This window comes from Halocatena halophila (assembly GCA_027563145.1).
Classification (GTDB): Archaea; Halobacteriota; Halobacteria; order Halobacteriales; family Haloarculaceae; genus Halocatena; species Halocatena halophila.
Genome location: CP071309.1, coordinates 42458 through 55521, shown reverse-complemented (window position 1 = coordinate 55521; position 13064 = coordinate 42458). Strand labels below are relative to the sequence as shown.

The 13064-nt window shown below is 50.9% G+C and carries 18 protein-coding genes; 11 read left to right on the top strand and 7 right to left on the bottom strand.

Annotation, left to right across the window (positions count from 1 at the left end; genetic code table 11):
* Window positions 1-253 precede the first annotated feature (253 nt).
* The 3 genes from JXQ78_RS18570 (at window position 254) to JXQ78_RS18560 (ending at window position 1722) form a co-directional block, all read left to right on the top strand.
* A complete protein-coding gene (locus tag JXQ78_RS18570) occupies window positions 254-445 on the top strand; it encodes a hypothetical protein (RefSeq protein ID WP_330633660.1) in 192 nt (63 codons plus the stop codon).
* Entirely contained in the window at window positions 442-768 is a 327-nt protein-coding gene (locus tag JXQ78_RS18565; RefSeq protein WP_330633659.1) for a hypothetical protein, read from the top strand. Before JXQ78_RS18570 ends, JXQ78_RS18565 begins: the two co-directional genes overlap by 4 nt.
* Before the next feature lie 75 nt (window positions 769-843).
* Window positions 844-1722 carry a thermonuclease family protein gene (locus JXQ78_RS18560; RefSeq protein WP_330633658.1) on the top strand — a complete coding sequence of 293 codons (879 nt, stop codon included), beginning with the start codon at window positions 844-846 and terminating at the stop codon, window positions 1720-1722.
* On the opposite strand, the gene JXQ78_RS18555 is transcribed toward JXQ78_RS18560, so the two are convergent.
* From JXQ78_RS18555 to JXQ78_RS18535, 5 genes are all read right to left on the bottom strand, one after another.
* Window positions 1719-1988, bottom strand: a complete 270-nt coding sequence (locus JXQ78_RS18555; protein ID WP_330633657.1) for a hypothetical protein — start codon at window positions 1986-1988, stop codon at window positions 1719-1721. The genes JXQ78_RS18560 and JXQ78_RS18555 overlap by 4 nt on opposite strands.
* A 332-nt stretch (window positions 1989-2320) precedes the next feature.
* Entirely contained in the window at window positions 2321-2593 is a 273-nt protein-coding gene (locus JXQ78_RS18550; protein WP_330633656.1) for a hypothetical protein, read from the bottom strand.
* A 6-nt stretch (window positions 2594-2599) separates the two neighbouring features.
* The gene (locus JXQ78_RS18545) at window positions 2600-2980 is read right to left on the bottom strand and encodes a hypothetical protein (RefSeq protein WP_330633655.1); all 381 of its coding nucleotides are present in this window, start codon (window positions 2978-2980) and stop codon (window positions 2600-2602) included.
* On the bottom strand, window positions 2977-3882 hold the full coding sequence (locus JXQ78_RS18540) for a ParA family protein (RefSeq protein ID WP_330633654.1): 906 nt from the start codon (window positions 3880-3882) through the stop codon (window positions 2977-2979). The genes JXQ78_RS18545 and JXQ78_RS18540 overlap by 4 nt, the downstream gene beginning before the upstream one ends.
* Window positions 3883-4120: 238 nt before the next feature.
* On the bottom strand, window positions 4121-4768 hold the full coding sequence (locus tag JXQ78_RS18535; RefSeq protein WP_330633653.1) for a hypothetical protein: 648 nt from the start codon (window positions 4766-4768) through the stop codon (window positions 4121-4123).
* Between the two features lie 179 nt (window positions 4769-4947).
* On the opposite strand from JXQ78_RS18535, the gene JXQ78_RS18530 reads away from it, so the two are divergent.
* From JXQ78_RS18530 to JXQ78_RS18510, 5 genes are all read left to right on the top strand, one after another.
* Window positions 4948-5199, top strand: coding sequence for a hypothetical protein (locus JXQ78_RS18530; RefSeq protein WP_330633652.1), 252 nt, complete (start codon window positions 4948-4950; stop codon window positions 5197-5199).
* Window positions 5192-5413 (top strand): hypothetical protein, encoded by a 222-nt coding sequence (locus tag JXQ78_RS18525; protein ID WP_330633651.1) that lies wholly within the window; start codon window positions 5192-5194, stop codon window positions 5411-5413. Before JXQ78_RS18530 ends, JXQ78_RS18525 begins: the two co-directional genes overlap by 8 nt.
* Before the next feature lie 24 nt (window positions 5414-5437).
* On the top strand, window positions 5438-5596 hold the full coding sequence (locus tag JXQ78_RS18520) for a hypothetical protein (RefSeq protein ID WP_330633650.1): 159 nt from the start codon (window positions 5438-5440) through the stop codon (window positions 5594-5596).
* Window positions 5597-5614: 18 nt separating this feature from the next.
* Entirely contained in the window at window positions 5615-6013 is a 399-nt protein-coding gene (locus tag JXQ78_RS18515) for a DUF4326 domain-containing protein (RefSeq protein ID WP_330633649.1), read from the top strand.
* A gap of 232 nt (window positions 6014-6245) precedes the next feature.
* Complete coding sequence (locus JXQ78_RS18510; protein WP_330633648.1) at window positions 6246-7274, top strand: hypothetical protein; 1029 nt, start codon at window positions 6246-6248, stop codon at window positions 7272-7274.
* Between the two features lie 693 nt (window positions 7275-7967).
* Here JXQ78_RS18510 and JXQ78_RS18505 read toward each other — a convergent pair.
* Window positions 7968-8729 (bottom strand): hypothetical protein, encoded by a 762-nt coding sequence (locus JXQ78_RS18505; RefSeq protein WP_330633647.1) that lies wholly within the window; start codon window positions 8727-8729, stop codon window positions 7968-7970.
* A 385-nt stretch (window positions 8730-9114) separates the two neighbouring features.
* On the opposite strand from JXQ78_RS18505, the gene JXQ78_RS18500 reads away from it, so the two are divergent.
* Together JXQ78_RS18500 and JXQ78_RS18495 are read left to right on the top strand one after the other, a co-directional pair.
* The gene (locus JXQ78_RS18500) at window positions 9115-9579 is read left to right on the top strand and encodes a hypothetical protein (RefSeq protein WP_330633646.1); all 465 of its coding nucleotides are present in this window, start codon (window positions 9115-9117) and stop codon (window positions 9577-9579) included.
* A gap of 298 nt (window positions 9580-9877) precedes the next feature.
* Window positions 9878-10705: a hypothetical protein gene (locus tag JXQ78_RS18495; protein ID WP_330633645.1), complete on the top strand. Its 828-nt coding sequence runs from the start codon at window positions 9878-9880 to the stop codon at window positions 10703-10705.
* A gap of 1479 nt (window positions 10706-12184) precedes the next feature.
* Here JXQ78_RS18495 and JXQ78_RS18490 read toward each other — a convergent pair.
* Complete coding sequence (locus JXQ78_RS18490; protein WP_330633644.1) at window positions 12185-12457, bottom strand: hypothetical protein; 273 nt, start codon at window positions 12455-12457, stop codon at window positions 12185-12187.
* Between the two features lie 311 nt (window positions 12458-12768).
* Here JXQ78_RS18490 and JXQ78_RS18485 point away from each other — a divergent pair, with 311 nt between their 5' ends.
* The gene (locus JXQ78_RS18485) at window positions 12769-13062 is read left to right on the top strand and encodes a winged helix-turn-helix domain-containing protein (RefSeq protein WP_330633643.1); all 294 of its coding nucleotides are present in this window, start codon (window positions 12769-12771) and stop codon (window positions 13060-13062) included.
* Window positions 13063-13064 lie beyond the last annotated feature (2 nt).

The window sequence follows — 13064 nt, the reverse complement described above, 5'->3', positions numbered from 1 at the left end:
ATTCCTTCGTTCAGGTCCACGATCAGTAGGGGAGAGCCCTCGATCGTTCGACACGGGCGGGAGTCAATCTGCTCATCGAAGACTATCATCGATCCATGTAGTTGGACTAAGAGTCATCAATCCATTGATCCTTGCCGCATTGGCTAGCCAATATGATAAGACTTAATAGTGAGTATCTATTTGGTATGAATGAGAAGGCCTGGATGAACCCCGCTGACGACGGGGCCGGGATCTTCTCAGAGGCTACGAAGCTATGAAACCAGTCGAATCCGTTCCCGAACGTATTATCGAACGGGAGGGACACATCGAGAAGGGCGTAGAGTTCGACAAATACGGAATTCCGACGGGTAAGAATTACCTGAAATGCCTGATCTGCGGAGACGAATGCCTTGAAAAACACGGTGGACCCGACCACCTCAGTGGGTGCCCGGAGGCCAAACAATGAACGAGAAGATCAGACAGCTCATGGATGAGCTGGAGGTCGATCGTTCGATCACGTCCGGGTCGATCGTGATCGATCTGGTCAAACGTCAGCCGATGCTCGTTCGCCAGAAGGTGGCGGACGACTTGATCGAATACTACGAAAAAGAGGATTTCAACCTCCTCACGTACAAAATGCACCCATACCTGCCGGTTACTCCGGTAGATGAGGTCTTCGAATGCGTGTACATACCAACGAAGGCCAACCGGGTCCACAACTCAAAGAAAACCTACGACTTCCCGCGCGGACGGCTCGTGAAAGTCCCGGTCCGCGACGCCTGGGAATAACTCTCTTCTTCTTTTTCTGACTTTTTGTTATCAATAGCAGAAAATTCTTAGCAGTACGTTTTGAGAACCAGAGTGATGCAACAGCGATATCTCACAATAACATTGTGTATCCTCCTGCTGTTAGCTGGTTGTTCGGGAAATGATCCGACGGGCACTGAATCGGTGTCCACACCAACACCATCAGGAGGAACCGCACAAGCGCCGACAACAACCGCCGGCACAATCGGGCCGAGCACAACGACGGCGGTGTCAACAGCCACACAGACGCCCACAGCGACGGAGAAACCAAACAGTCCGATCGATGGCGGGACAGCTAGGTCAGCGATAGTAACACGTGTGGTGGACGGCGACACGATTGAGGTTGAATTCGCAGATGGTTCAACCGACGAGATTCGATTACTGGGAGTCGATACACCTGAGACACAATCGCAGCATGAGGACCCCGGTGATTTTGACGTGTCAGACAACGAGCGGGGGCATGATTATCTCCTAGAGTGGGGTGATCGGGCGACGGCCTTCGCGACGGAGCAGCTGGACGGCAAAACGATCACTGTCGTTACGGACCCGAAGAGCGACAAACGCGGCTCCTACGGTCGGTTGCTGGCTCACGTGTTCTACGACGGAACGAATTTCAACAAACAGTTGATTCAGAAGGGCCTCGCCCGCATGTACGACTCATCGTTTACATTGCGTTCTGAATTCGCCAGTCTTGAGGATGACGCCAAGTCGGCTGACCGGCGTGTGTGGGGCTTCGAGCCCAGGGACACCCCAACACCAACCCCAGAACCGGATAGCAAACCCGACCTGCCTCCACCTAGTGGCTCGAACGATCCATACGACTGCTCCGATTTCAGCAGCCAAGATCAAGCGCAATGGGTGCTCGATAACACGCCGGGGGATCCATCGGGCCTTGACGGCGATGATGATGGCGAGGCGTGTGAGTCCCTGGCTTAATCCTCGACGAGCTCCGAAATAGCCAGGATATGCTCGACTATTTCAGACTCCCTGTTGGCCTGGTAGAGCGTCGAATTCCCGATTTTACCAGAAGCTTCGATTACGCCTTTATCGAGCAGATCCTCGTGCACTCGATACCAGGTGGAGCGGCCAACATCCGCCTGGTTACAGATCGTTTTGGGGTTCGCTGCATCGTCTAGTTCGATGATTGTCTCGATTAATCTGAGCTTCGACTCCGGTTTGAACAGTTCGGAAAGTCCTGCCATACAGGTTCATGGACCCACCCACGTATAAGTCTGTCTCATTAGTGGGACAAGTCTGTGCCATCAATGGGACAGACTTAAGTGCATGTAGCTATTTGGTATGTATGTGGCCGGGAGGCCATGGAGGTGACAAAACATGCCAAAATGCGACCATTGTGACTTTGAACGGAGCGAACACGAAGATTACCGGTGGAGGTCCGGTGACTTCGGAAACAACTGGAACACTCTCTGTGAAGAGTGCTACAATAAACTGATTAAATAGGCGGGGGCCACCTCAGGCCCTACCCTGAGGCCCGCTAATCATCAGATAGAACAGCACAGCCAATAATTTTTTGCTACTGATCTGGCGCTTCGACCGTCTTTTCCTCGACATACCGGCGTTCGAACGTCACTTGGTCGACCACGTAGTCGCCCGATTCGAGTAGGAACAGCCGTTTTTTCACGAGGTGGCCGTCATCATTGCGGCCAAGAGAGTGCACGGCACTGGCCTGTGCATCGCCATCAGCGAAGTATCGGGCCTCTATGGTCCATTCATCACCCCATCGTTCTGAGGCTTCCTCTTCTAATCGTTCTATTGTACTTTCTATGTTTTTGTATTTTGATGACATTGTAATTCACTCGTTTAGATATTCAATTCCCCACTCACGCAGTTTCTCAGCGACAAGTTCGGGATTCTCCTGGGCGACGATAATCGCCGCCTCCCGGGCGTCGGACTTCGTGACGTCGCCCCCGACGAGTTTCTGGACCTCATTGATGAAATCATCCTCCTGTCGATCGACGAACGGCCGGACTTTGAGTAGGAGCTGTTTGGTTCTGTCTGCGTTCGTTGCAGCGCCTCTCAGTTGCCGCTCAGCGAGATACGGCAGGTTGTCCAGGTCAACACTAGACGACTCCTGGGCCGTGTTCTCGTCCGGCTCACTGTCTTGATCGTTATCGTCGTCTTGGTCGTTGAGATCTTCTAACGGATTACTGGTTCCTGACTTGAAACCAGTCATGCAACCCCCTCAATTTTAATCTCTGGTGTGTTTGGTGGTGCGACGTCGAACTGGTCAGCGATATCGTCAGCGATATCGAGAATCGTTTCGAGCGTATCGATCTCTCGATCACGGACTCCCCGTTTGCCTGGCTCGCCGTCGAGCCAGCCTTTTTCGACGACTTTGAAGGCGCTCCCTCTTGCATCCCACATTTCATCCATAAGTGACTCACGCTTACCGATCTGCCCAGCGACCCCATACTCGGCGTCGATTTTATCAACATAGCGTTGGTGCGTTGCGGTGTTCGACACACCGGAGAGGATCACTGCGGCCACGCCAATATCGATACCAAGCTCTTCGGACATAGCTGAAAGGAGCCCACTCAGCCCCTTGAGACTCTTCGATCCTTTACCAGCTGGCTTTGCTGGGACAACGATCGTCCTCGTCGCGTAGATCGCGTTCACCAGCATGTTCTCAGCTTGCGCGTTTGGGTCGACGATGATAACATCATAGTCGTCCTGGAGCGAATTCTCTTGCCACAGGACACGATGGAGATGGTCGAACCGATTAAAATCGTCGTTACCCATGTTAGTCTCAAAATCTTCACGCTTGAGAAGGAGTTCTGTGAAATCCTCGATCATGTCGTGCGCGGGCAATACATCAAACCCTTCGTCCGTCGTCTGGATTAGATCTCTCAGATCACCACGTGGCTGCCCCAACATGTGGCGGACGAGATTGTCGGCGTCGCCGTCGTCGCGATCGTCGCCAGCATGCTTCAGATAGGTGCCGTTCGCTTCTTGCTGATCTCCGTCGATATAGAGGGTGTTGAGTCCTTGGCGAGAGTGTGCCTCCGAGAGATTGACTCCAGTAGTTGTCTTGTGCGCCCCTCCTGCCTCGTTGTAAACGGTGTACGACATCGTCATGTGTGTAGTGAATGTGAGGGTCATGCAATAAATCTACGTCAGACATTTACCTCATAGAATTACTTCCTAAATCCATTTAGTCAATCTGCATAGTTAACGAACCTAATCAACCCATGTTATCAATCCACTCAATGGATCTACCTAATCCATTCATCTACCTAATGTAGCCACCTAATGCACACAGATATCCGCAAGAAGACGGAGGGTTCGGGCTACAGTCCAGTCAGCAAAAACCTGTCTACCGCCACACCTCCGTATTCTCATCAGCATAGATTCGTTCGAATCTCTCTGCTCGTTCGAAGGCACCCTCGATGAAGGCCGGCACATCGATATCGTCCGTGACAATGCCCCCGTCCGTGACGGTGTCCTCATAGTCAACGTCCAAATCGTCAAGCGCTGCCCGGATCCATCCGAGAGTCACATTGTTATCGTCTGGATCAAACAGCGTCGATTTTCCTATGAGACTGGCGTAGTGGCTCTCTGCGTCCCGTAGAGCTTCGACCGCTATCTCGCGGTGTTCTGGATTCAGCTGCCGGTTGCCACTCGGGACATACTGCCTTGAAATCTCGTATTCCTCATGCCGATTCAATGCATGTTTCAATCCTGCCGTGCCATCGCGGGATAGTTCGACCGATGCGTCATCGTTTTCGGTGTCATGTTCTTGTTGCCCGCCGTCCGTGAGAATCTTCGAGCCGAATTCGAGCTCAAGTTCACGACGGTAAGCTGCCTGGCATCCCTGACAGAGACATCCATCGCCGAAATCGCTGTTCTCTCGATCAACGACCGTGAGTCCACACTCGTCGCAGATCGGTTCACCGTGGTTGTTTCGCCGGTTCGGTTCGTTCGATTCGTCAGCCTTACTGGGGTTGGATACTGTTTTCGACATGCTTTCACTTGGTTTGGAAGCACCGGTCGGCTGTCTTCAGCAGCCGGCCATTTTACGGAATGGCTCGTTGCTTCCTACTCCATAGTCTATTCTCCAATATTATAAAGATTACGTTGTAGGCCTACAACGAAAGCCTACAACACAATCCTTACATTGGGAGCTTACATAGTAAGCCATGTATGCCTGGAAAAGAACTAGCGCGCATGTTGAATTCCGACGATCTGCGTGACGTGGACCGTACACTACTCGACTACCTTAATGAAGGCCGCGTGACGCCAGTGTACTGTACGAACCGTCTCGTAGAGGAAGGACAGGAATATTCACGGGGGTACGTGCGAGATCGCCTCGCGCGGTTCGTTGATCACGATCACGCGCAGAATCTTATGGATACCGGACTGTACGAGCTCGTGGAGGACCCAAGAGATGAGTGAGGAAGAGATTCCGATTGGGATCACTCGACACGAAGATGGTAGTTCCGCAGTGTCACCGTTAAGCGATCAGGAGTGTCCTGTCTGTGGATACGAGCACTTCTGGAGCACGACGACGTTTTACGGTGAGTGGTCACCCTCAAGCGCTGCTACAGCAGTATGCGATGAGTGCGGTGCAGAGTTCGAACTGCAGGCAAAGGTGAAGGACGATGACTGATATATCCACAAGACGGAGACAACAATGACTGCCTATCTAATCAAGAAGGACGAGGAAGTAGTCGGCTACCTCACCGATCGAGCACTCGCGGACTACCTTGACGGTAAGGAGATCGTCACGGACGGCATGCACGAGAGGCAGGAATTCCAAATCGAGGAGGTGCCGAACGACGATGTCCTCTGACGAATCCGAGGGACAGAAATGAAGGATGACAAGTCAAAGTCCCGGCAGACGACTTTATCCGGTGGGTATCAGGCAACACTCACCGGCGATGTCGTGCAGACGGAACTGGTGAACGTGAGCGAACACGGGCGTGAAGGGGTGCGGATGATCGACCGATCAACACAGTTCGGGAATCCGTTCCGGATGAAAAAAGATGGTGGCGAATATTCGCGTGAGGGCTGCGTCGAGGCGTATCGAGAGTGGTTCAAAGATAAGATTCGTACCGATCCGGAGTTTCAGCAGGCCGTCGAAGAGTTGCGCGGCGAGACGTTAGCCTGCTGGTGTGTGAGTGAGCCGATCACCCAGACCGAGGAACCTTATGACACCTGTCACGGGGAGATATTGCTGGCCTATTTGAACGGAGAAATAGATATTTGAGTTCGATGATCGTACCGACCGCAACGTCTAATAATCACAGAGGTGAATGAATTCATGCCAGTTGAGGAGTGCGTTCACCCCGCGCACTCATTTTGTAGTTTCTGAGCGATACCTAGAGAATACTGTGAGCTGGTAAACCAATACAACTATTAGAATCAGAAAATATCACCTCAATACTAGATGATAATATGTTGCACTAAATTTTTCTATCAATCACTCATACGACCGTATAATGAGTGTAGGAACAGCCAAAGCAGACACATTCGGAGAGGCGTTCGGACAGACACTAGAACGTCAGGCAGAGGATGTCGAGGTGACCATTCGGTCACCGAGTGGTGTTCCCGAGGAGATGGAGATCGCGGAAGTCGGAGGTCTTCACATCGTGATCGAGGGACGCACCTGGGAGGCCGTCATGGCGGCAAAAGAACGGGTCCAGGACGGCCTTAGTGGGATGGGGATTGCCTGGGAAGATCACAGTACACTCGAGCGGCGTGTTCCTTCACCGACTGAATCGTATCGTGTCGCGCTCGCGACTGAAGCCCTCACTGAAAAGCACATCGCGAACACTCCGTGGCAGCTTGTCGACGATCCCCCAGGAATCAATGCGGACCTGGAAGACGAAACTCCTGTATCCACTTCACAACGGCTCTCATTCCCGCTCGAATCGTTGACGACCGAGCAGCGCAGTATCTTTAAACAATTCCTCTCTGAGCGACATGAGGATCTCCTGAATGTGTGTGAACCGTTATGGCTTGCCCTCGTTCTCTCAAAACACCGACCCGCCACTGAAATCTCTGCGTTTTCTTCCAGTTCACTCACCCCAGAGCAGCTCGCTACGGCATTCGATTTACCGTATCAGCAATGGACAGAGAACACCATCACCGTAGCCCGGACTTCGTGGCGGCTCGATCTCCTTCCGCCACGGGATGACTTTTCTGATACCTACCACCGACGTCTTGGCTGTTTCTTCGGTTATCCCAAAGAAGACGTGGAGAAATTTCTGACAGACAGTTCCGACCGTATAATGCCCTGGGAGCACGTCGCTGATGGGGTCTTTTCTGCCGAGGAGGTTGCTTACACGAAGTTCGTCCCCCAGGGACGACCGAGCTCGATCGAGGAGTATGAACGCTTTATCCGGAACGGGAAATACAACTACGAAATCATCGTCGACTATGCAGAGAGATGGGACTTCCCAGCACTCAGTGCATACGCTGATTGGGTTCATCAGGACACGCGTACGAAGGTTCTTGTCCACTCGTAAAAATTGGTCGTCGCCGACCTGTCGTCAATTGTCATCTCACTCTTCGCTGGCAGCCACGGTCGGCTAAGTCGTCATGGGGAGTGATCCCCGCTACAGTGTCATCAGACCGTGTTCGTCAGATTGACGGCTCAGAATTCGAATTTTTCACCACAGTCGTGGCATTTCCCCTTGCCGGGGTATTCGAAGCCGCCGCGTTCCTCCTTAGGTGAGAGGATTTTAGTGTCACTGCTTCCGCAGTTCGTACAGGTTCTACCCATCGATACCTCCGCCGGCGACAGCTTTATTGCTGTCAGATGTGTGATTACACATAGCGATCTAGTTGTGAAACTCTCGTTCGGCGCTGCAACGCCGGATGGGATTTCGTATCCGTGTCACATCCTGATGAACGGAGAGTCTCACAGTCCATTTTATCTCATGATATCATATAATTGTTTCACTAAAATCATATCAAACAGAATGTTCGCGGATAGTATCTGACCAGCACCACCCAGCCACTGACACTCGTCGTCAGTGGCTTCGGAGGTGTGCGAGCTGCCGACTCGTTTTTTACAAAAAACTATATTGTAAAAAACGGGTCGTTTCCCTTTAGTAGTCACTAGAACACCCCACCTCAGCAAGCATCGCGAGCGGATCGTGTTTAGCTTCCTAGATCATTTGGACCCGATTGGGGAGCCGCTGACGAGGGGGACACCCTCAACCGCTGACGACGTTTGTCAGGAAGCTCTCGTCCTTAACTCGCAGACACCGACCAGCGTCCTGGTCCTTGACCCACTCAACGATCCCATTCGAGAGATCCTCGAGCTTCGCACACGCGCGATGAATCTGTTTCCAGCTCAGTGACTCCGACCGAGCTGTGTTCATCAGGTCCAGCAAGTTCGTTTCGGAGGGTGCGATCACCCGTCCACCTACGGATTTCTTCGACCACTGTGGGAAGTAGCCGAGAATGGTTAGCGCCCGGTCGACCGACTTCGTGATCCGGACACCAGACGACTTAGGGTCCTCCAGGAGTCTTTCTATCGGTGTTCGTGGTGAGTGGTGGTCGGGAGCGTCCGTTTCCGTGGTGTCGCTGTTGTCGCCGCTCAGGATGTCCTGTCTAAGATCATCGAGCGTGTCCTGGATGTGCTTGAGCTTCTTGTGGTGGGCCTCGACCTGCTTACCGTTAGCCTTCTCCTCTATCTCCTCTTCGAGGTCCGTAATCCGGTTGGTCTTACTGACGAGATCTTTGATTAGATCGTTATCGGGGACCTGGTCGCGGAGTTCGTCATTCTCCTGCTCTAGATCCTCAACACGCTCGCGAAGTCTCTTGTTCTCTTCTTCGGTGTCTTCGACTCGGCCAACACGCTTCTGAAGATCTTTTACCTCCTCTATCAGCTGGTAGAACTTGTCTTCTGGGACAGTTATGTACGATTCGTCGTTGTCGGTGGAGTTTTTAACTCCGGTGTTGTTATCTTTCATTGTCGGTGGTGTGTGGTCGCGGGGCCGTTATCGGTCACGTGGTCGCGGCGTCGTGGTGTTCGCGGCGTTCGGTTGTCGGCTAGTTCGATTACTCGGCTAGTCCGGTACCGCGCTCCGGCATGCTTTCACCAGCGGGAAACCCTCAGACGTGTTGTCTGCACGTTTGAGAAACCCAATTTTGGGTTTGCTAATCGGGTAGTTGGAAGTCTGTTCTTAGCTCGTAGCACTGCTCCCGGCCATATAAAACATATGGGCGCTACCTGGATGCAATTACCGTAGTAGGATAGGTCTGTTAGAAGTGAATAATGTGGGTATTCATGGGCAACACTTATATTTGTATGGGTATTTGTGGGTAATAGGCAGCAATCAGCTGTCGAAAGAGACAATGAATATAGATATCTCGCCGACGGATATACTCGAAAGAGAAGCCGATGGTCGCGGGAGAATTACTCTGGGGTCAGAGTACGCAGACAGAGATCTCTCGATCGCAATTCTTGGAGATAACAACACACAGGTAGTAGAATACCGGCAGTATCACCTGGACCACCAGCTGACTGCATTCGAGCGTCAAGAGCACCACCGCGAAATGCATGAGGTCGCTCCGGAGCATAGAGGACCGCCGCCTGGCGTTTCCGTCGAGTATCTCACAGGTGTCCGCGAAGTATCGTCTATCTCACCGACTGGCAGGGATGAACCTGGTGTGCGAGCGACGGTCAAGTGTGCAGATGGAAGTTCAATGGAGTTGGAGCACGTCGATATTCTCTCGATCGAGCCAGAAAGAAGCACGATCTCTCAAGAATCGGACGACGAGATCTCGTTAAGCGACGTCGAGCCGAAGAATCCGAAATAGGACAGCCCGCTGAATACATCTACACAACAATGACGACAAAAATCAAAATCGACGGTATAGCGCGGATTCGGCGCGAAAACGGAAGTTCGTTTGATGTCTCGAACGAAGTCGTAGAACTCGGGTCCAACGACGAAATCGTTTCCGACGGTCCGGTGGCTCTCAAACTGGTCAGCAAGTAGTTGCCGAACTATAAAGCAATAATAGAAGGACATTCTTTTTGTGCAGAAGTGGGTTGTATCTTTTATGGCTATGGGGTTCGAAGTGGTAGCATGGATATATTGAAACAGGTGATCCGTTAATGACGTATGTATTACCAACGGAGGTGATACTTCGCCGATTGCAGATTGCTGAGGGTAAATCTGTCAAATTAGAATTCGACCAATCAATTGGTTGGCCGTGTGGTCTTCCAACAGAAGATCATGATAAGAGTGATCAACCCGATATTCGAAGCGTTCGTGCAAACGTGGATTGGGTCGATGGTATTGACGAAGGGGGGCTAGTCAACCATCTTGCGTTTGAGGACGATGAGATTGATCGTCTTGAGCTTCCAGAAGATAAAACAAGGAATTTCTCGGCAGAATTACAAACTGTAGGAGATTTGGTTGGGGGATTTATAGATGGTCGGGTTGAGTGGAAATATCCTCCCAAATTCGCCGTACCGAAACGAATGAAAAGCATGAGTGGACCACCAACAACTGAATATGACAGAATTGCGACTCTGTTGAATATCGAGTGGCCTGATTCATATCACCGTGATTTTGAAGAAGAGGCCAAATCGACGTATGAGGGATTGACTTCTGCCGACGAGAAGGGAGAGGGGATTGAGCTGGAATTTACACGGGGGGTGATTGTTCCACTAGAGGATATGGATCACTCTGGGATGATGGAGGAGCATTCAGTTTTGAAAGGAGAAGTCTCGAATGTGGATAATTCTGGCGACACTTGGTCTGCGGATTTCGACATTTATCCTAACCAGATCGAGGAAGAAAATAGAATTGAATTAGCTGATTATGAAGTGAGGCTGGTCAGCCAGTCAGATCTCATTGGTCCCGATGCAATAATTGAGCTTCCAGAAGAGGATAAAAAGTGCCGGTTGGGGACTGTAGCCCGTGTTGCATCAGACTGAGTGAGCCAGTCAAATCCATATCGTGGCATGTGGTTTATGGATGGTTAATTAGTGTGTACAGCCTTCGAGCCTTCTGAAAACAGCAGAATTAGGGTAATTTGGCAATCACTTCGTTTTACGCCAATAATATACACTGGTTTGGTGCACCAGCCCGCCGTAGGTGAAGCACGAAATATGAATCCGACAGAGACCAGTGCTACCTCCCAAATTTTGGTGAGTAAATAATCAATGGCCCCGTGAGTTGAGATAGAATAACACTATCCTAACTCACGGGACATACCTGGAACTATTACCGATACGCAGCCATAATTTCACAGCAACTATTATATGATATCATGAGGTAAAATGGATTGTGAAACTCTCCGTTCATCAGGATGTGACACAGGCACGAAATCCCATCCGGCGCTGGCACGCCGAACGAGAGTTTCACAACTAGATCGCTATGTGTAACCACACATCTGACAGCAATAAAGCTGTCGCCGGCGGAGGTATCGATGGGACTGTTTAGCAGTCCTGATTGCCCCGATTGTGGGAGCAGCAACACGAAGAAGCACAAATACGACCGAACCACTGGAGGGTTCAAAGAAGTCTCCGAAAAGAAGTGCAGAGATTGCGGATGCGTCTATAGAGTTTAGATGAACACGGTTTGATGAACCAGTAGCGGGGATCACTCCCCACGACGATTTAGTTTCCGTGGCTGGATAGCTGAAATAGTTGGAACTTGACGACGGGTCGGCGACGGCCCATTTTACAAAAGAGTGAGCGTAGTGAGTTCGTCGTAATAAAGCAGATTTGCGTAAGAATCCAATGCTGGGAGATTCCATCGATCAGCACATTCTGCTATTGTTTGTCGGTTCTCTTTCCCCGCTGTGATAGCCCGTCCGATCCCATTGACAGAATCAGCTGGTTGGTATGGAACAAATGTAGTGTAGGCAAGTTCCTTTGTATCGAAGCTGTCCAGCGAGGATGATCCTTCCCAATCACAAGTGACCGTATCGTTCTCTATGAATTTTTCAACATCAGATCGTGGATATCCAAACATGCAACCATACCGTCGGTGAAAGGCGTTATTCGCCTCTATATCAGATGTTGGGAGCATGTCGAGTCGCCACTGTGTTCGTGAAGCGATAATTAAATCGTCTCTGAGTCGCTGGTATTGGAGATCAAACGTCTCAACAAGCTCTGTCGTGGTAACATCCGGTAAATCTGATTTAGGAGGTGTTTCGAGGGTTGAGAGCTGTGTTGCTGGTCGATCTCGTGTGAGGACAAGTGCGAGCCAGATTGGCTGATGAACATTGAACCTATCTTCTCGTCGCACCGTAATGAACCGTTGATAAACGTCTCGTTGACCTTTCGTCATAGTTTCCAGAGGAAATGTGGTGGAGTGATCTATCGGTGGATCAAGACGTTGAGGGTAAGCAGATGACATATTATTAGACAACTACAGCATAGTATAAATCATATGTGCCTCCGACCTGTTCACTCTTCAAGTTGATCCTGGAGCTCGAACAACTTTGATTCTAGTCTCTCGAACCGCCCCACAGCAGCGTAGAACTCCTCAACAAGATCATCCTGTCCGGCCTCTCGAAGGATTTCGATGTCCTCTTCGGTATTCTCTGTCCGCTGTCGGAAATTGTACCGAATGTTTCGCAATTTTTTGATTGTATCCTCGTCGAGCTCGTCAAGCTCGTCTGGATCGAGATTGCGCAAGAATTCTCGATCTTTCTCCGTTAGGAGTCCCCGGTGTCTCATTGTCGGGGTTTCGTATTCGGTCTTCATATACCCCAACTTTGTCGCCGTCAGTGCAAATTTGAATCTGTGTCTGTGTATATAACGATGCCATCGTAATATACACTGAAAATATTTATCTATATGCGGACGTTATCTGGTAATAGATGGGTAGCTCAAGGCTATGCGTCGGGACTAGCGTCCTGCCGCGTGACAAGCCTCATCGGCGTTCGGGGTGACGCCCTCGGTAAAATCGGCGTCGATGATGTGGTAGAGCTGCGGCCAGCCGCCGTGGAGCATCGCAACGTGCGGGTTCAAGTCCCGTCCCATCTATTATGGCAACAGAACAGCGGCCAGACGGCGAGACCGATTGGGACAAAGTTAGTTTTGTTATCCGGTCAGAATACCGGTTGAAAATCTTGGACAGACTTGAAGACCGACCGGCAATTCCGTCTACGATTAGCGAGGATACTGAAATTCAGAGGACTCATGTCTCTCGTGCACTGTCGGAATTGCGGGAGAAGGAGATTATCGATCTTCTGGTGCCCGATGAGCGCAAAAAAGGTCGGATCTACGGCCTTACGGAACAGGGCTCAGAAATTTTCCAAGAAGCTGATGAGATGGTTTGAAG